The organism is Mesorhizobium sp. M0601 (genome assembly GCF_040320845.1).
Lineage (GTDB): Bacteria > Pseudomonadota > Alphaproteobacteria > Rhizobiales > Rhizobiaceae > Mesorhizobium.
This window is the reverse complement of record NZ_JAMYQK010000028.1, coordinates 48,407-65,957: the sequence shown is the minus strand read 5'-3', so window position 1 is coordinate 65,957 and position 17,551 is coordinate 48,407. Positions and strand designations below refer to the sequence as shown.

The 17,551-nt window shown below is 62.2% G+C and carries 17 protein-coding genes; 10 read left to right on the top strand and 7 right to left on the bottom strand.

Features of this window, described 5'->3' with window-relative positions:
* Positions 1 to 7 precede the first annotated feature (7 nt).
* Both NKI41_RS22650 and NKI41_RS22645 read right to left on the bottom strand, forming a co-directional pair.
* The gene (locus NKI41_RS22650) at positions 8 to 1,510 is read right to left on the bottom strand and encodes a serine hydrolase (RefSeq protein ID WP_352472204.1); all 1,503 of its coding nucleotides are present in this window, start codon (positions 1,508 to 1,510) and stop codon (positions 8 to 10) included.
* A gap of 185 nt (positions 1,511 to 1,695) precedes the next feature.
* Positions 1,696 to 3,129, bottom strand: a complete 1,434-nt coding sequence (locus tag NKI41_RS22645; protein WP_352685275.1) for a coiled-coil domain-containing protein — start codon at positions 3,127 to 3,129, stop codon at positions 1,696 to 1,698.
* 470 nt (positions 3,130 to 3,599) lie between these two features.
* Here NKI41_RS22645 and NKI41_RS22640 point away from each other — a divergent pair, with 470 nt between their 5' ends.
* The 6 genes from NKI41_RS22640 to NKI41_RS22615 all read left to right on the top strand — a co-directional run bounded on the left by NKI41_RS22640 (position 3,600) and on the right by NKI41_RS22615 (position 9,327).
* A complete protein-coding gene (locus NKI41_RS22640; RefSeq protein WP_254819718.1) occupies positions 3,600 to 4,340 on the top strand; it encodes an ATP-binding cassette domain-containing protein in 741 nt (246 codons plus the stop codon).
* Between the two features lie 55 nt (positions 4,341 to 4,395).
* Entirely contained in the window at positions 4,396 to 5,457 is a 1,062-nt protein-coding gene (locus tag NKI41_RS22635; protein ID WP_352685274.1) for an ABC transporter permease, read from the top strand.
* A 53-nt stretch (positions 5,458 to 5,510) separates the two neighbouring features.
* Entirely contained in the window at positions 5,511 to 6,515 is a 1,005-nt protein-coding gene (locus NKI41_RS22630) for a sugar-binding protein (RefSeq protein WP_352489989.1), read from the top strand.
* Positions 6,516 to 6,562: 47 nt separating this feature from the next.
* A complete protein-coding gene (locus NKI41_RS22625; protein ID WP_352685273.1) occupies positions 6,563 to 7,312 on the top strand; it encodes a glucose 1-dehydrogenase in 750 nt (249 codons plus the stop codon).
* Between the two features lie 183 nt (positions 7,313 to 7,495).
* Positions 7,496 to 8,407 carry a DUF930 domain-containing protein gene (locus NKI41_RS22620; RefSeq protein ID WP_352685272.1) on the top strand — a complete coding sequence of 304 codons (912 nt, stop codon included), beginning with the start codon at positions 7,496 to 7,498 and terminating at the stop codon, positions 8,405 to 8,407.
* Positions 8,408 to 8,526: 119 nt separating this feature from the next.
* Positions 8,527 to 9,327 carry a class I SAM-dependent methyltransferase gene (locus NKI41_RS22615; RefSeq protein ID WP_352685271.1) on the top strand — a complete coding sequence of 267 codons (801 nt, stop codon included), beginning with the start codon at positions 8,527 to 8,529 and terminating at the stop codon, positions 9,325 to 9,327.
* A 64-nt stretch (positions 9,328 to 9,391) separates the two neighbouring features.
* Here NKI41_RS22615 and NKI41_RS22610 read toward each other — a convergent pair whose 3' ends face one another.
* The 4 genes from NKI41_RS22610 to NKI41_RS22595 all read right to left on the bottom strand — a co-directional run bounded on the left by NKI41_RS22610 (position 9,392) and on the right by NKI41_RS22595 (position 11,769).
* Complete coding sequence (locus NKI41_RS22610) at positions 9,392 to 9,967, bottom strand: dihydrofolate reductase family protein (protein WP_352469189.1); 576 nt, start codon at positions 9,965 to 9,967, stop codon at positions 9,392 to 9,394.
* Positions 9,968 to 10,068: 101 nt separating this feature from the next.
* Complete coding sequence (locus NKI41_RS22605; protein ID WP_352685270.1) at positions 10,069 to 10,602, bottom strand: SRPBCC family protein; 534 nt, start codon at positions 10,600 to 10,602, stop codon at positions 10,069 to 10,071.
* A complete protein-coding gene (locus tag NKI41_RS22600) occupies positions 10,599 to 10,988 on the bottom strand; it encodes an ArsR/SmtB family transcription factor (protein ID WP_023677309.1) in 390 nt (129 codons plus the stop codon). Before NKI41_RS22600 ends, NKI41_RS22605 begins: the two co-directional genes overlap by 4 nt.
* A 145-nt stretch (positions 10,989 to 11,133) precedes the next feature.
* Positions 11,134 to 11,769 carry an ankyrin repeat domain-containing protein gene (locus tag NKI41_RS22595; RefSeq protein WP_352685269.1) on the bottom strand — a complete coding sequence of 212 codons (636 nt, stop codon included), beginning with the start codon at positions 11,767 to 11,769 and terminating at the stop codon, positions 11,134 to 11,136.
* Positions 11,770 to 11,997: 228 nt separating this feature from the next.
* On the opposite strand from NKI41_RS22595, the gene NKI41_RS22590 reads away from it, so the two are divergent.
* Positions 11,998 to 12,852, top strand: a complete 855-nt coding sequence (locus tag NKI41_RS22590; protein WP_352685268.1) for an aldo/keto reductase — start codon at positions 11,998 to 12,000, stop codon at positions 12,850 to 12,852.
* Between the two features lie 122 nt (positions 12,853 to 12,974).
* Here the strand turns inward: NKI41_RS22590 and NKI41_RS22585 are convergent, their stop codons facing one another.
* Positions 12,975 to 13,280 carry a hypothetical protein gene (locus NKI41_RS22585; RefSeq protein WP_023677305.1) on the bottom strand — a complete coding sequence of 102 codons (306 nt, stop codon included), beginning with the start codon at positions 13,278 to 13,280 and terminating at the stop codon, positions 12,975 to 12,977.
* A 236-nt stretch (positions 13,281 to 13,516) separates the two neighbouring features.
* On the opposite strand from NKI41_RS22585, the gene NKI41_RS22580 reads away from it, so the two are divergent.
* From NKI41_RS22580 to NKI41_RS22570, 3 genes are all read left to right on the top strand, one after another.
* Positions 13,517 to 14,809: an Nramp family divalent metal transporter gene (locus tag NKI41_RS22580; protein ID WP_352685267.1), complete on the top strand. Its 1,293-nt coding sequence runs from the start codon at positions 13,517 to 13,519 to the stop codon at positions 14,807 to 14,809.
* A gap of 732 nt (positions 14,810 to 15,541) precedes the next feature.
* The gene (gene msuE / locus NKI41_RS22575; protein WP_352685266.1) at positions 15,542 to 16,099 is read left to right on the top strand and encodes an FMN reductase; all 558 of its coding nucleotides are present in this window, start codon (positions 15,542 to 15,544) and stop codon (positions 16,097 to 16,099) included.
* A gap of 52 nt (positions 16,100 to 16,151) precedes the next feature.
* Complete coding sequence (locus tag NKI41_RS22570) at positions 16,152 to 17,516, top strand: LLM class flavin-dependent oxidoreductase (protein WP_352685265.1); 1,365 nt, start codon at positions 16,152 to 16,154, stop codon at positions 17,514 to 17,516.
* The last annotated feature ends 35 nt before the right edge of the window (positions 17,517 to 17,551 follow it).

The window sequence follows — 17,551 nt, the reverse complement described above, 5'->3', positions numbered from 1 at the left end:
CCGGTGGCTAATCCCCCACGCGCCGCAGCGTGCCGAGATGATTGTCGTTGAGAAAATCAACGGTCATGGCCGACGCCTTGCCGTCGGGGCCGAGGGCAAAGCTGACAGCCGAAGGCCTGTCCGGCATCTCGGCATCGGGGAAGGTCACGAAGAGGTCGCGGTTGAAATGCTTCAGTGGATAAGACCGCGCACCGGCAGGCCCGACCTTAAGGACAAGAGCGTCTCCTTCGCCCGACACAATAGCTTCGCCGAAGAAGTCGTTGAAGTAACGGCCTGCATAGGCACTGGCCGGCTCGGCCGGACTTGCTGGAGAGGGCGGCGCGGCATAGGTGGCCTTGGCCGCCGCAATCACCGGGCCGAACATGCTCGCATAGATATCATTCCATGCCTTTATCTTATCCTTGCCCAGGGTTCCGTCGAAGACGAGATCGGCGAAGCTGTCGGACAGCCCGTCCGGCACGCCTGTCGGAAAGGCGTTGGCGATGACGACGATGCCAAGCTTCTCCTCGGGGAAGAGCATCACCAGACTGCGTGCGCCGGTGCTGAAGGCGCCCGCATGACCCCAGATCAGCCCGTGCCGGCCGAATTCGATATTCCAGCCGAGGCCGTAGAAGGCCTCGCCTCCGGAGACGGGGTTCTTGCCGCGAACCATCAAGGGAATATGTGTCTGTTCCAGCGCATCGGCGGCAATGAGTCTCTTGCCGGCATAGACCCCGTTGCCGAGCACAAGGCGCATCCATTGCGAGAGGTCGCGTGCGGTGGAGCTGACGCCGCCTGCTGGCGCCTGCGCATCCGGATAGCGCTGGACCTTCGCGGTCCAGGCGCCATCGATTTTGGCGTGGAGCTCGGCGCGGTTGGCGTGCTTGATGAAGTCCGAATGACGGGAGCTGGTCGAGGCCATTCCAAGCGGACGGTAGAGCTTCTCTTCGGCGACCTCTTCCCATGATTTACCCGTCGGCTTCGCGGCCGCGACCGCACCCTCGGTCAGTCCGAAATTGCTGTAGGAATAGCCCGCACGAAAGCTCGATGACGGCGACGCGAACCGCAGCCGGCGCAGGATCTCCGCGCGGTCATAGCCGATGTCCTCGAGGTCGTCGCCGGCGGTGCCGGGAAGCCCGCTGCGGTGCGCAAACAGGTCGCGGACCGTGAGTTCGCTGGTCGGATAGGGCTGAGCGAGCCGGAAAGCCGGATCGAGGTCGGCGATCTTGGAATCCCACGAAGCGATCCCGTCGCTGACCAGCGCCGCCACGACGGTGGCGGAGACCGGCTTGGAGAGCGAGGCAATCTGGAAGACCGTGTCAGCATCGACGATCTCCGGTTTTCCGGCTTCGCGATGCCCGAACCCCTTGAGGAAGATCACCTCGTCGCCGTGCACGACGCCGATGGCCAGACCGGGCACGCTACCATCCGCGACGACGCCTTCGGCAAGCAATTCGAGCTTCGCAATGGCCGCGGCGACCCGGTCGGGCGTAATGGTGTCGGCCGACGCCGCCTTCGGCGAAAGCACCATGATTGCGATGACGGCCAACCTCCAACGGAGGTGGTTCCGGTTTGTGAATAGCCGCACGCTCAGCCCCCTCCGCCTCACCGGCGTGCACTATTGCAGCCTGACGCAGGGGAGGCCAGCCCCAAGGATCGCTTCCATCGACGGATGTTCGCTTCGCACCAGTCGAAATTCAGACAGCCGCGCCTGAGCTACGAAGCAGCGCGCAGGCGAAGGCGCCGCCTGCTGGCGCGGGCCTTCTCCGCCACCGCGGCGGTGATCTCGACCACGCCGTCTTCACGCGGTCTGGCGTTGGTGGCCTTGTGGAGCCGCTCATAGGGCAATAGTTCCTTGACCCGGGCTTGAAGCGACGCGACTTCGGCTCGCAGATCCTCGCATTCCTGCCGCTGGACGTCGAACTGTATCTGTTCGGATGCCTGCTGCAGGGAAAGCTGCGAAAAATTCGCGCTGACCGCGGAAAGGTTCATCTTGTCGTTTTCGCTCTCCTTCGTGAGAGCGGACAATTTTTGCTCGACAATTTGCTTTTCCGCCACCGCGTCGCTCGCTTGGGCCTTGAGCCTGGCGATCTCGCTGGCGGCTTCGCTGTTGTGGTTGGAGGCGGCCTCCAGTCGCGATCGAAGATCCTCGATTTCAGAACGCAAGCCGGTCATCTCCGCGACACTGCGTGCAAGTTCGGCTTCCCTGTCACCGTCCCTGATGCGGGCCGCTTCCGTTATTTCCGATAGCTTTGCCTGCGCCATATCGAGCGATTTCTGCAGCCGCATCTCCTCTTTCTCGCTCTTGCCAAGCGCGGCCAGCAGTTCCGAAAGCTGCGCGGCGTCATTGGCATGGACAGTCGAGAGTTCGTCCAGCCTGTGCCGGGCCTCGGCCTCCCGTTTCAGCGCCTTGTCGAGGTCGATCGACAGGCTGACATGTTTCTCCCGCAGCATCTCGTTCTCGCGCGAGCGTCTGTTGGCCTCGACGGCTCTGGCCGAGAGTGTTTTGACAAGCTCGCCGAACTCGGCCTCGCGTTTTGCGCTCGCATTGCCTGCGACGACGAGTTCCAGCCTTGCCGCAGCCAGCGCGCCGCGAAGTGCTTCCTTGTCCTCGACCAGGCTCGCCTCGTGCTGCTGCAGGGCCTCGATAGCGCTGTCGCGCTCGCGCTGCTTTCTGGTTGCATCGTGGAGCTGTTCGGACAGCACCCTTTGCTGCGCGGTCAGGCCGGTATTTGCCAGCTCCAATTCGTTGGCGCGAAGAATGTCGCCGTGGAGCAGTTTCAGGAATTCGCCCGTCAGATGATGCGAGGTCGCGATCTCCGACAGTTTCGCATTGATCTCCCCCAGATACTCCTGCGCGTCGTGAAAGAGCCCATCGACCGCATTTAAGGCAGCCAGCCGGGTTTGCGTATGGGGGGACAGCCGTCGTGCGGTCTCGAAGGCGTCCGCATTGGCTTCGAGTTGCGAGCTGTCATCCGTTGCCGCGAGATTCTCATCCGATACCGTCTCATCCGGCACAGTGACGTCGTTCAACGGCGACTGATCGTCCACATTGAGACATTCGCTAAACGCATCCGCCAAATCGGTTTCGAGCTCCTTGAACGCTCTCTCCACTGTCTCGGCACGCTTGATCAAACCTTTGAAATTCATGACCGAATATCCCTCTCGTGCAGCGCCGGCAAGGAGCGGATTTTCAACACTTGACCCTCGCCTCCCCCGAATGCGGGTTCATCTCCTGACGTGCGCTCTGGCCGACGCACGCTAGGGACAGGCTTGGCCACTGTCCTCGTGTGTTTGAATGACGCAAAGCCGTGTTCTGCCGCGCTCCATACCCGAGGCGTTGGCACCGCTCGCAAAATGCCTGCTCATTTCACCCGAAACGGATATGAAGCGGCGCAAGCCTGAGGATCGCCTGGTGATTGTCTTGAGGACCGGCCGAGCCCTCGGTGTTCTGCAGCAGCTACAAGGTCACGGCCTAAGACGACGCGTGTCACTGCCGGGAGGCCTGACCTAATAAATGCCTGACCTAATAAATGATTGTGTTGAATACGTTTCGCTGATTAGCTGCTGTGCATAGACCAGGGACAAGACCGATAAAATGTTGTCCCGGGAGGACCGCGATGCCGGTGCTTGAGGTTCGCCACGTCTCCAAGAATTTCGGGGCTATCCAGGCCCTGACCGACGTCAGCTTCCAGGTGGAGCGAGGCGAAGTCGTTGGTCTGATGGGGGACAACGGCGCCGGCAAGTCGACGATAGTCAAGACTGTGGCCGGGAATTTTCCTCCGAGCGACGGCGAAATTGTAGTCGAGGGCGAGGTGTGCCACTTCCACCAGCCCGTGCAGGCCCGCGCCAAGGGGATCGAAGTTGTTTATCAGGACCTGGCGCTCGCCGATAATCTGACGGCCGCGCAGAACGTCTTTCTGGGGCGCGAGATCAAGAAAGGCTTCTGGCCGATCAGGATTCTTGACAAGCAGGCGATGATCGATCGCTCGGCAGCGCTGTTCAAGGAACTCAAATCGGAAACCCGGCCGCGCGACCTCGTCAGGAAGATGTCGGGTGGGCAGCGCCAGGCGGTCGCCATCGCGCGGACCCGGCTTTCAAATGCCAAGCTGGTGCTGATGGACGAACCAACGGCCGCCATCTCCGTGCGCCAGGTGGCGGAAGTACTCGAACTGATCCGACGCCTCAAAGCACAAGGAGTCGGCGTCATGCTGATCAGTCACCGAATGCCTGACGTGTTCGCCGTGGCAGATCGCATTATCGTCCTCAGGCGGGGCTCGAAAGTTGCCGACAAGCCAGCCGACAAAACATCGCCCGAGGAAATCACTGGACTGATAACGGGGGCCATCCGTGGCGAATAGTGTTCAGGAGTCAGTTGGCGTTCAGGGCTCAGTCGAAGAACATGGCCGGCCGGCCATGTCGGATTTCGTCCCGACCAAGGAAAAAACAGTTCTCCAACGTGTGATTTCAAGTCAGCCCTTCTGGGTGACGATCGCGCTCATCGCGCTCGTCATGTTGATGACTGCGATGGAGCCGAGCTTCGGCACGTCTGAAAACGTCGCCAATGTGACGCGCAATTTCGCACCTTTCGGCATCATGGCACTTGGCATGACGATCGTCATCATCACCGGCGGTATCGATCTGTCGGTCGGCTCCGTCATGGGTCTCGTGGTCATCGTCGCCGGCCTGTTCCTCACCTGGCATTATCCCTGGTACGTCGCCTTCGCCATGGGCCTTTTCTCCGGTCTGGCCTGTGGCGCGGTCAACGGATTCTTTGTCGCCTATGTCGGGATGCCGTCCTTTGTGGTCACCCTCGGCATGCTGTCCGTCGCGCGCTCGCTGGCGGTCGTATTCTCGGCCAACCAGATGCTCTACCAGTTCGGGCCCGATGCTCCGATCGTGAAGGCAATCGGTCAGTGGAAATGGCCGCGGCATGGTCCGAACGACTGGGCACCGCATTGGATACCAGAACTGTCGTCACAGTTCTGGACCATGGTGATCCTGGCCCTGATTGTCGGCTTCGTATTCAACTTCACAGCCTGGGCCCGGCATCTCTTCGCCATCGGCGGCAATGAGGAGGCGGCACGGCTCACCGGCGTTCCGGTCAACTGGATTAAATTCGAGGCCTATGTCTTCTCGGCTTTCACCGCCGCGCTCGCCTCGCTCCTGCTCCTCGGCTATAACGGTTCGGCTATAAATGCCATGGGCCAGGGCTACGAACTGCGCGTTATCGCCGCGACAGTCATTGGCGGCGCCAGCCTCATGGGCGGCGCCGGCACGGCCTTCGGTGCGATCATCGGTTCGGCCTTCCTCGAGGTGATCAGGAATGCGCTGCTGATGGCCGGCATCGATTCAAACTGGCAGGGTGCCTTCGTCGGCGCCTTCATCGTTCTTGCGGTTCTCTTGGGCATGCAAACGGGCGGCAAATCGATTCTCGCCGCGTCGCTGGCAGTCTTGATGCCCAAAAAACGCCGCTAGAAACCCGCCGGCGGGAGGCTTGCGGGACATCACACCAAGGAGGAGAACGTCACATGAAAAAACATCTGCTGACGGCCGCCGTCGCGCTTGGCGCAATGGTGCTTGCCGTTTCCGGCGCCCAGGCGAAATACACCTTCGCCCTGGTGCCGAAGAACATGAACAATCCTTTCTTCGACCAGGCACGCGACGGCTGCAAGAAAGCCGAGGCCGAATCCAATGGCGCCGTGGAGTGCATGTATATCGGCCCCGGCGAGCATGGTGGCGGCGACGAGCAGGTGCAGATCGTGCAGGATCTCGTGGCCAAGAAGGTGGACGGCATCGCCGTGTCGCCATCGAACGCCGCCGCGATGGCGGTTGCGCTGCAGGCCGCCAAGGAAGCCGGCATCCCGGTCCTCACCTGGGACTCCGATCTCCTGCCCGAAAACAAGGATCTGCGCGTTGCCTATATCGGCACGCACAATTATGAGATCGGCGAGAACCTCGCCAAGCTTGTCATGCAGATCAAGCCCAAAGGCGGCACGATCTGCATCCAGTCCGGCGGCGCCGCGGCGGCCAACCACAACGAGCGCATGCAGGGCATTCGCGATACGCTTTCGGGCACCAAATCGGCGGCCTCGCCCGGGGATCGGCTGACGGGCCAGAACGGCTGGACCGAAATCGAAGGCTGTCCGCTCTACACCAACGATGATTTCCCGCTTTCGGTGCAACAGTTCGAGGATATCATGGCGAAAAACCCGAACCTCGACGCATTCGTCCCAACCGGTGGCTTCCCGCAGTTCATTCCCGACGCCAACCGCGCCGCGGTCGCACCGTACAAGGACAAGATCGCCTCGAAAGCCCTGGCCCTTGTCGTTGCCGACACGCTTCCGGTACAGATCGACCAGATGAAGGAAGGTTTCTCCCTTGGCCAGGTCGGTCAGCGGCCGTTCGAGATGGGCTACAAGACGATGATGGCGCTGAAGGACATGAAGGAGGGCAAGGCTCCGCCGGCCGACCCGACCTACACGGGCCTCGATGTCTGCACTCCGGAGACAGCCGACACCTGCGTCGCCAAATAGCGCTTTTGGGCGGGAGGAAACTCCCGCCCTTTTCATAGGGGATCTCAATGCCGGAATTGTTCTCGCTCAAGGGCCGTGTCGCATTGGTCACGGGTGCCTCGCGTGGTCTTGGTTTTGCCATGGCCAAGGCACTTGCCGAAAACGGTGCGACGGTGATCGTCAATGCCCGCGACGTGGCCGCCCTTTCCGTGGCGGCCGAAAGGATCGGTGCAGAAGCCCTGCCGTTCGATGTCACCGACGCGGCGATCTCAAGGGCGTCGCTCGAAGGAATCGTCGAACGCCACGGCCGCCTCGACATTCTGGTCAACAACGCCGGCATCCAGCATCGGAAACCGCTGGTCGAATGGCAGGACGAGGATTTCAACCATGTGGTTGCCGTCAATCTGTCGGCTTGCTTCCGCATGATGCGCGACGCGGTGCGCCTGATGCTGCCAAACAAGTTCGGGCGCATAATAAACACCGGATCGGTCGCAGCGATCCTTGGCCGCCCCACCATTCACGCCTATGTGGCGGCAAAGGCGGGCCTGCACGGGCTGACACGCTCCACTGCCGCTGAGCTGGGCCGTCACGGCATCACCGTCAACGCCATCGCCCCCGGCTATTTCGCCACCGAGCTCAACACCGCACTTATGCACGACCAGGCCTTCACCAAATGGGTCGAGGCACGAACCCCCGCGGGCCGCTGGGCCCAGCCTGAGGAGCTCGGCGGAGCCGTGGTGTTTCTCGCCTCCGACGCTGCCGCTTACGTCAACGGGCACGTGCTGGCGGTTGACGGCGGGCTATCGGTTTCCCTGTGATTTCAACCGGCGACACCGTGCCGGGAGGGCGTGCCTGCTAGCCGCCTGAAATGACGACTTGATGCATGCGCTGCTGGCCCGGTCCCCTGCGCGGACGCCGACGCCACACGATTGGATGCCGCGCCGCATTGCAGCCGCCGACTTTCGATTCGCAACAGGTTATTTCGACGTCTGGCGGCATCGATGCTTGATGCCGCCAATATTTCATTCCACACACCGGTCACAATGAGAGACGACATACGGGATCAGCGCCGGGTATTCGGGTGGGCCTTGCCTGCCTCCGCGGTCGTGCATTTGCTCGCCGCCGCGCTTCTTTTGTCCGCACTGCCGCTGTCGCCCCCGCAGCCGCAGAAGGAGCAGCCCATCGCAGTTGATATCGTGCCGCCGCCTAAACCGCCGGAAAAAACCAAACCTCCGTCCCCCGCTGAACCGCCCAAGCCGGAAAAGCAGCCGGAAGCCAAGGTCGAGACGCCGACGAGCCGTGAGGTCACCGCGCAGAGACCTGTCTTCCAATTCGGTGAGAAGGACGCCGGTCCTCGCAAGTCTCTGGACGGCAACAGTGCGGAGGATGGTTCGGAACAACCGCCAGCGCCGCAAGTTCCCAGTAACCAGGATCTTGCACAGCCACCTGCCGTGACAGCGGTCGAGGGGAAAGACCAGGCTCCGTCGCCTGGCGCATCACCGCCGCCGAAGCCCAAGCCAGCGGATGTCGCCAAAGTGCAAAGGCCCTTGAAGCTTCAGGAAGCGAAGAGATTGTTCTCGAAATCAGCAACCGGTGATCCGGTGGCGACAACCGCGATGAAAAATGTGCCGCGCGCCGTGCGGATCGGTCAGCTCTGCAACACGGAACTCGCACAGCAATTGGTGCACGCGTCGCCCCCCTATTTCCCAAACAGCCTGCTTGAGTATCGGCTGAAGGCCGGCACGGTCATGAACGTCGCCAGTGCGCCGTTCCCTGCAAACGGACAGTGGTACGATCTGAGCTTTCGCTGCGAGGTCGATCCGGACGCGACGAGAGTCGTTTCGTTTGCCTTTCGTGTTGGAAATCCGGTGCCGCGCAGCGAATGGAAGCGCCGCGGGTTGCCCGCCGAATAGGTGGTCGAGGCGGCCGGCGATGTCTTCGCGCGCTCCGGGCTGCCGAACCAACACGCGCCAAAAGTGCCTTTCGTCAGCGGCTGCCGAAGTCTAGCATACGGCTTTGGGAGGAGGCTTCGATGACTTCAAGTTTCAACGTTCACCATGCTGCCGGCTATGAGCAGCTCATGGGCCGCTGGAGCCAAAAGCTCGCGCCGCTGTTCATCGGCTTCGCGGGCCTCAAGGACGGCGAAAATATCCTCGACGTCGGATGCGGCACCGGCAGTCTGACCTTCGCGCTCGTCAAGGCCGCTGACCTCGGTGAGGTCGCGGCGATCGACTTTTCGGCCGTTTTCGTCGAGGAGGCAATCCGGCGCAACACCGATCCGCGGATAAAAATCCGTCAGGCGGATGCCTGCGCCCTGCCCTTTGAGGATGGCGCGTTCGACCGTGCCCTGGCCCTGCTCGTGCTCCATTTCGTGCCCGAAGCCGGCAAGGCAGTCGCCGAGATGCGCCGCGTCGTGCGGCCGGGCGGCGTCGTCGCGGCGACGGTATGGGACCATCTCGGCGGCATGCCGGGGATGCGCATGATGATCGACACGGTGGCGGTGCTCAGTGAAGGCGGACGCCAGCTGCGTGCCCGCTATTGCACGCAGCCGATGATGCAGCCGGGTGAAATGAAACGGACCTTTGTCGAACAGGGTCTCCGCGACGTTACGGAAACCCAGTTGATGATCCGCATGGACTACCAAAATTTCGATGATTACTGGGCGCCGATTGCCGCCGGCGAAGGGCCGCTCGGTAAGTATGTGGCCACGCTCGACCCGGAAGAGCGGGCGCGCACCGACGCCGCCATGCGCGACGCCTACGAGGCCGGCCGGCCCGACGGCCCGAGGTCCTTTGCCAATGTCGCCTGGGCCTGCCGCGGCGTCGTTGCCTGACCTTGGCGCTAATGCATGCCGCGCAAAAAGCGCGTCGCATGAGGCCGATCGAACGCGACGCGCTTTAGCCGATCCCATAGACCAGCCCGACGCGGCCGTCCGAAAGCTGTTCGACCTTGCGCAGTTCGAGCCCACGACGATTTCTCGCCGTCCCAAACAGCGGCTTTCCTTCACCGGCGAGCAGCGGATAGACGATGAGCCTGAGCTCATCGACCAGCCCAGCATCGATAAGGCTCGCGGTAATTCGGGCGCCGCCCATAAGGTAGATGTCCTTGCCGGGCTGCTGTTTCAGTGCAGCGATATCCTCGAAATTCCGCACGAAGCGCGTCTTTGGCCAGGCCGCCGAAGTCATTGTGTTCGACAGCACATAATGCGGGGTCTGCGCGGCGAAGCGGGCCCATTCTAGCTCGGCCGGCTTCGGCAATTTGCCGGTCATCGGCAGCGGCTTGTCGGGCTCGTTCTGGATGGCGCTCCAGTAGCGCTCGTAGCCGGCATACATGACGCTGCCAAGCAGGCAGGCATCGATTTGCGGCGTCAGGCCGTATTCGTCCGACCACGCGTCGACCCAGTCGGCGTAACCCTCGGGCCCCTCCATCTTGCCATCGACGGAAATCTTCATTCCAGCGATCAATTTGCGCATGACTTCCTCCATCAGGCTTGCGGGATGCAAGCACGTTTCATCGGTTCAGCGTTGCTTCGTGTTGCTGGCGGCGACCTCAGGGATAGCCGCCGCGAGTTACATCAGGCCGGCAGACGGCGGTCGTATTCTTCCCGCAGGCGGCTCCAGCCGTCCCAGAACGAGGTCGGCGTCTTGCCCGCCAGGCGGGCGGCCAGCAGGTCGAGGTGTATGTGCCAGCCGGCGGTGATGTTGAGCTGGATTGCACGTTCCGGCAGGCGGCGATGAACGACGGTGAGCAGCACATCGCTACCCTTCGCCTCCAGCAAGAAGGAGACGCCGCCGGTGTTTCCCCAGGTGATGGAAAGCTTGCGCGGCGGATCGAGTTCGGTGATCCGGCCCTCCATCCGATGCTCTTCGGGAAAGCCCGCGGGGCGCTGGCCAGGCGGGTCCGTCAGCTCGTCGTTACGCCAGACCAATTCGAACGAGCTGCCGGCCTTCAGTTCCATCTGGCCCGCGGCCATCCATTGCCGGCGCAAGTCACTCTCGGTGAGATAGGCCCAGACGCGCTCGATGGGGCCGGGCAAGAGGCGCTGGATGGTGAACGTGGCGGGCTCGCTCAGCTCGCCATAGGCGTCGATGCTTCTCATCTGGTTCATTGCTCGTCTCCTTCTTTCGGGTTGGGCGATTTCCTGGACTCATCCTGGGCTTTGCGTGCGTCCTCTTCGCGAAGAAGGCGTTCGAGAACATCGAGACGACCGGTCCAGAAGCGCTCGTAGAAGCTGAGCCACTGATGGGCGCTGGCCAGCGGTCCAGGGGCTAGTCGGCACAGATGCGTGCGGCCCCTCACCTCTCGACGAATAAGCCCTGCGTTCTCCAGCGCCTTGATGTGCTTGGAAGCCGCCGCGAGCGACATCACGAAGGGTTCCGCCAGCTGGCTTACCGTTTTCTCGCCATCGGCGAGATCGCGAAGCATGTGCCGCCGGGTGGCGTCGCCAAGGGCGTGAAAAACCGCGTCCATCTGGGGTGTCTCTAATTCAACCATGTAGTTGAATATAGACGCGCGCTTTGAGATAGTCAACCGTTTGGTTGAATAATTTATGTGAAGCGCCGCGGGGCCGCTTGCGCCATCGAGCGCGTCGACGTGACGGGAGATAGGGACGCGCCCCGCGACAGTAAGGGCGAGGCCCTTATTTGCCGTCGAAGAAACTGTGGATCGCGGCTTCCAGCTTTTCGATAAGCTGAGGGTTGTGGCAGCTGCCAGCCCAGATCAGGGCGTTTAGCCTCATCTCTTTGTTGATAAAGCTCACTTTCCCAGAATCCAGCAGGTATGCCGCGATCTCGTAGTGCCGCCCCTTGATAGCCTCGATGAGCGCGTTGTTTCTCCCCGTCTTGTCGGTCAGATTTACTTCCGCGCCATTCTCCACGAGCAACTTGACGACTTCGAGATGCCCGTTCTTCGCCGCCTCGATAAGAGCCGTTCTGCCGTAGTAGTCAGCTCGCGCGTTGATCTCTATTTGGGGGTGTCTCACGAGGACTGAGATACACGCGTAATGTCCCTTGGCCGACGCAAGGCTCAAGGGCGTGCTCTTCCACTTGTTTCTGGCATTCACGTCGATTTCCGGGTCTTCGATCAGCGCCTCCACCACAGCTGTGCGGTCATTGAGGGCTGAAAGGTGAAGTGCAGACCAGCCGCCGTCGTCCGACTGATTGATGTCGGCGCCAGCCGCCAATTCCGATCGAACCGCCTCCGCATCGCCTTGTTCTGCCGCGACCAGCAGGGGCGACCAGTCTCTTGCCCCTTCGGCTTCCAAGCTGTTGGTCAACGCAGTCGCCTCCTCGGATAGTCACAGAATACCACAGAATCCGCGATAGTGGGGTCATCCTGCATAGAGTTCCCTGGAGCCCGTGGGTCACAGAGAGCTGTCGGCCCGAAGCGGAGGATCAGCGCTTCACGTCCGTCTCCTCACATTCTCCTGATATCGACTGGCTTTGGCGGCCATTCAGACTAGATAGAGCCTGCGCCGGGCGGAACGATGCAGAAGGACCTGAACATGCCTGAACAGATTACCCTGAATAGACCTGAACAAATCAGATTGAACGACGACTCCGCCATTCCGCAAATCGGCCTCGGCGTGTGGCAGGTCGATCCAGCCATCACCGCCAAGGTGGTGCGCTGGGGAATCGAGGCCGGCTACAGGCTGATCGACACCGCCGAAGGCTATCAGAACGAGGAAGGTGTCGGGCAGGCGATCCGCTCGGCCGGCGTCCCGAGAAGCGAGTTGTTCATCACCTCGAAACTGCGCAACGGCGCGCATCAGCGCGACGCCGCCTTGCGCGCCTTCGACGAAACGATGAGCAAGCTCGGCATCGAACAGATCGACCTGTTCCTGATCCATTGGCCGGTGCCCAGCCAGGACAGATATGTCGAGGCCTGGAAGACGCTGATCGAACTCAGGCAATCAGGCCGGATCAAGTCGATCGGCGTTTCGAACTTCAACCAGGATCACCTCGAACGGATCATCGGCGAGACCGGCGTCACGCCGACCGTCAACCAGATCGAGCTCCACCCCCGCTTCCAGCAGCGTGACAAACGTGAATTCCACGACAGCCACAACATCCGCATCGAGAGCTGGAGCCCGCTGGGCAGCGGCCGGCTGTTGAGCGATCCGACGCTTGAAAGCATCGCCAGGAAACACGGCAAGTCGGTGGCGCAGACGATCGTCAGGTGGCATCTTCAGGAAGGGCTGATCGTCATTCCAAAGTCGATCCACCAGGACCGCATCGCCGCCAATTTCGATGTCTTCGATTTCGAGCTCGAAGCGAAGGACCTCGAGCTTATCCGGGGCATGGATTCGCCCGAAGGCCGCACCGGCCCGAACCCCGCTACAGCTGCATTCCTGTTCTGAGGGCCGACAGTGAAGCTGCCTATCCTCCCCCTTGGGGCCCCTTTGGGCCTCTTGGGGGAGATGTCCGGCAGGACAGAGGGAGGCGCTGTCCCGCCAGCGATCAAAACTACCTTCCCGCTAGCTCATATCCCGGAGCCATCCACCAGCGGCACATCTTCGCCCTCCCAGGGGCTCGGCATCGATCCCTTGCTGAGATTGGCCGACGGCAGCGGCATCCAGCACTTCAGTTCGGGTTCGGCATATTCGACGATGCGTCCTGGAGACGAGTCGGAGGCACGCCAGCCTTCGCTGCCGAACTGATCGGCGCGGGCCCAGTAAGCCATGTCGACCTCGGCCGGACCCTGCTCAGACGGCCGAACCGTGACAAGGATTCTGCTGCCATCCCTTGGCGCGCTCGACATGTGGCGCCACTGACCGGGCTCGTCCATTGCATTTCCTCCTGCGATCTTCGCCTCGAACGGATAGTCGCTTCGCGTTCGGAAGCGGTCAACCCGAACTTTTTTGCCTGAGACAAAACCCCTGTCCCGTCGTCGCGGAACAAGTCATGGCACGCCGGGTTTGGGCAAGTTGTTGAAGGAAGCAAAATGAGACCAGCGCCGCGACCGATCCTTACCATTATTGCATGGCAGGCCGCGTCTTTCGTTCGCAACCCGGTCCCGTCGCAATGAGGCAGGCCGGTTCCGATCATTCCATCCCACCGAAGGAGGGCAAAGGCGGCATAGGACGAGCGCTCGGCCTCGGCCTGATAACAGGGGCGGCCGACGACGATTGTTCCGCTATAGGCACCTATGCAAGTGCCGGCGCCCGTTTCGGACCCGACCTGCTCTGGACGGCCCCGGTGACGTTGCCGATGATGTACGCGGTCGTCTATCTGTCGTCGAAGCTCGGCCAGGTGTCGGGGCGCGGATTGTTCCACGTCATCAAGGACTTCTACCCGCGGTGGCTGCTCTGGTCGGTGCTGTTGGGTGTGCTCGTCGGCAACACCATCGAGGCAGCGGCGGATCTTGGTGGAATGGCGGCGGCGATCAACATATTCGTGCCGCTTCCCATTCCGCTGATCGTGCTGTTCGTCGCCGCCCTCATCTTCGCCCTCCAGGTTTTCGGCTCCTATACTTTGATCCGCAACATCTTTCGCTGGCTGGCGCTGGCGCTGCTCGCCTATGTCGGTGCCGCCATTCTGGCCAAGCCGGACGCCGCGGCGGTGCTGCGCGGAACGCTGCTTCCAAGGATCGAATTCAACCGCGAGTTCCTGTCGATCCTGGTCGCCATCATCGGCACGACGCTGTCCGCCTATCTCTATACATGGCAGTCCAATGAGGAGGTGGAGGAGGAGATTGCCCAGGGGCGCACAACGCTCAGCCAAAGGAAGGGCGCTACCGACAGCGAACTCCGCCGCTCGCGCCGGGACATCCTCATCGGCATGATGTTTTCAAATCTCATCATGTATTTCATCATCCTGTCGACGGGGGCGACGCTCTACAAGGCGGGGCATCACGATATCGACACGGCCGCGCAAGCCGCGGAGGCGCTGCGGCCGCTCGCCGGCCAGGCCGCAAGCGTTCTGTTCGCCGCAGGTGTGATCGGCGTCGGTTTCCTAGCGGTTCCTGTCATGACCACCGGCGCTGCCTATGACGTGGCACAAGCCATCGGCTGGAAAAACAGCCTGCACGCCCGGGCTCGAGAGGCGCCCAAATTTTACCTCGCCATCGGATTTTTTACGGCGATCGCCGCTGGCCTGAACTTTCTCGGCTTCAATCCGATGAAGGCGCTGGTCTGGTCCGGCATCGTTCAGGGCTTCTCGACACCGCCCTTGCTGCTGCTCATCATGCTGATGACGAACAGCCGCAGGATCATGGGGGAGCAGGTGAACAGCCGCAGCACCAACATACTCGGTTGGGCAACGACCGCCGCCATCTTCTCGGCGACGATCGGCCTGGTGGCCACCTGGTTCATGTAAATCCGGCAGGACAAGGGACGCCGCCAGTTGGACTACCCGTTCCCGCTTGCGGATTGCCCCAGCTTTGCCGGCCTTGGAAACTCCACAACATCTCCCACCGGCCGCTTGTATTGCGCTGCGACAATTGCATCGATCAGGAGATCCAGAGCCGCACGAGCCGTGCGGCTCGTCTCGTCCTCGCCGCTCAAATAGTGGCAGGCTCGTTCAAGGTGCAGGTGTGCGGCGGCAAAGTCGCTTGTCATAGGCATCTCCCTGTTGCCCGCCCGCCGGCAAGATGACCGCCTCGATTTAGCCAAAAGCAAATATCCACAGCCGGATTTGAATCAAATTGACCTGACTCACTGCATGCTGCGGAGCCACTCCAGCGCCGTGGCCTGTGCCTCGCTTGCATCCTCCCCGAGGACCGCTAGGCCGTCGAGGATTGTGGTATCGGGACATAGTTCCTCGACGTCGCGCCGGGAGCGTCCGAGGGCGACTTGCCTTATATATCCGGCCGGCTTCATGCGCTCTGTCCGACGCGCTGCGCCATCGCGGCTGAAGGCGCTGTGGCGGGTTTTCAGCGCGCTGCGGCGCATTGAATAAACCAATTGCAGGCGATGTGCCGCAAACTCCGTTCGTCCAATGCGCTACTTTTGAAATTTTCTCACTCTCTTAATTCTACAAACTCTCTAGATTTAACATAGATCGCTAGACCCAAGATCCTAAAATAGAGCGCTTGAGAGGGAGCCAGGAATGTCGAAAAAGCTCGTGGTGGGGCTGTCGGGCAATTTGACGCGGCCCTCGAAGACCAAGGCGTTCGTCAGCCACATTGTCGGGCAGGCCGCCGAAAGCATCGGCGCGGCCTCGGCCGTCTTCGACATCGAGGATCTCGGCGCGTCCCTGCCGCAGGCAAGGCGCCTCGGCGACCTCGACCCGGCGGCGCGCAACATCGTCGAACGGCTGCTGGGCGCCGACATCCTGGTGGCCGGCTCGCCGACTTTCAAAGGCAGCTATACCGGGCTTTTTAAGCACTTCTTCGACCTGCTCGATCCGTCATCGCTGAGGGGCAAGCCCGTCATCCTCGCCGCGACCGGCGGCGGCGAGCGCCATTCGCTGATCGTCGAGCACCAGTTGCGGCCGCTGTTCGGCTTCTTCGAGGCGCTGACCGTGCCGACCGCGATCTACGCCTCCGACAAGGATTTTGCCAATGGCGTGCTGATGTCGGAAGCCATCCACGCCCGCGCTCGGCAGGCGGTCGCCGAGGCATGCCGTGTAACCGGGGTGCCCTACGGCGTCGGCCTTGCCGCCTGAACGCACCACTGACCCGAGATCCCCTTTCCGATCCGTCCAGGAGCACGCCGCGATGACCAGATCCACCAAATCCAGGCAAATCAAACTGGGCGCTTTCCTGCCCGGCGGCGGACAGCATATCGCCGCCTGGCGCCACCCCGAGGCGCCGGCCGACGGCGCCACCAATTTCGAGTTCCACAAGCAGCTCGCCCTGACCGCCGAGCGCGGCCTGTTCGACGCCTATTTCCTCGCCGACAATCTGACGGTCGGCCTCGGCGCGCGTGAAGGCGGCAATGCCAAGATCGCCGGCTTCGAGCCAGTGACGCTGTTTGCAGCGCTGGCGCCGCTCACCACGCATCTCGGCTTCATCGCTACCGCCTCGACCACCTACGAGGAGCCCTACACGCTCGCCCGCAAATTCGCCTCGCTCGATCATCTGTCGAACGGCCGCGCCGGCTGGAACGTCGTCACCTCGGCCGGCGACGAAACCGCGCGCAACTTCAATCGCGAGACGCAGCCTGCCCACGCCGAGCGCTATGCCCGCGCGCATGAGCACGTCGAGACGGTCAAGGCGCTGTGGGACAGCTGGGAGGACGATGCCTTCATCCGCGACAAGAAATCGGGGCGCTTCTACGACAAGGACAAGCTCCACGACATCGACCACAAGGGCGCGCATTTCAGCGTGAAAGGGCCGCTCAACGTGCCGCGCCCGGTGCAGGGGCATCCGGTCGTGGTGCAGGCGGGGCAATCGGAAGACGGTCGCGAGCTCGCCGCCCACTCGGCGGAAGTCATCTTCACCGCCCATCAGAACCTGGCGTCGGCGCAGGAATTCTATCGCGATATCAAGGCGCGCGTGGCGGCCGTCGGCCGCGATCCCGAGCAGGTGCTGATCATGCCGGGCGTGGCACCCTTCGTCGGCCGCACCGAAGAAGAAGCGCGCGCCAAGTACCAGCAACTGAACGATCTCATCCTGCCCGAAGACGGCGTCGCCCTGCTCAACGGGCTGGCCGGCCAGACGCTCGACATCACCGGCTATCCGCTCGATGGACCACTGCCGCCGAGCAAGGAGACCGAAGGCATGAAGAGCCGCCAGGCGCTGATCCGCCAGATTGCCGACGAGCACAACTTCACCATCCGACAGCTCTACCAATGGGTGGCAACGGCCCGCGGCCATTATACCGTCATCGGCAGCGCCACGCAGGTCGCCGATCAGCTGGAGGAATGGTTCGGCAACGAAGCCGCCGACGGCTTCAACATCCTGCCGCCCTGGCTGCCCGGCGGGCTCGACGACTTCGTCGAGCTGGTGATCCCCGAACTGCAGCGCCGCGGCCTGTTCCGCACCGCCTATGAAGGCAGGACCCTGCGCGAGAACCTCGGCCTCAGGCGGCCGGAAAACCCCTGGACCGCCGCCCGCTCGGCGGTGCTGGCCGCCGAATAATCCCGAGAAGCCCGATATTTTCCAAGCAGGAGGCA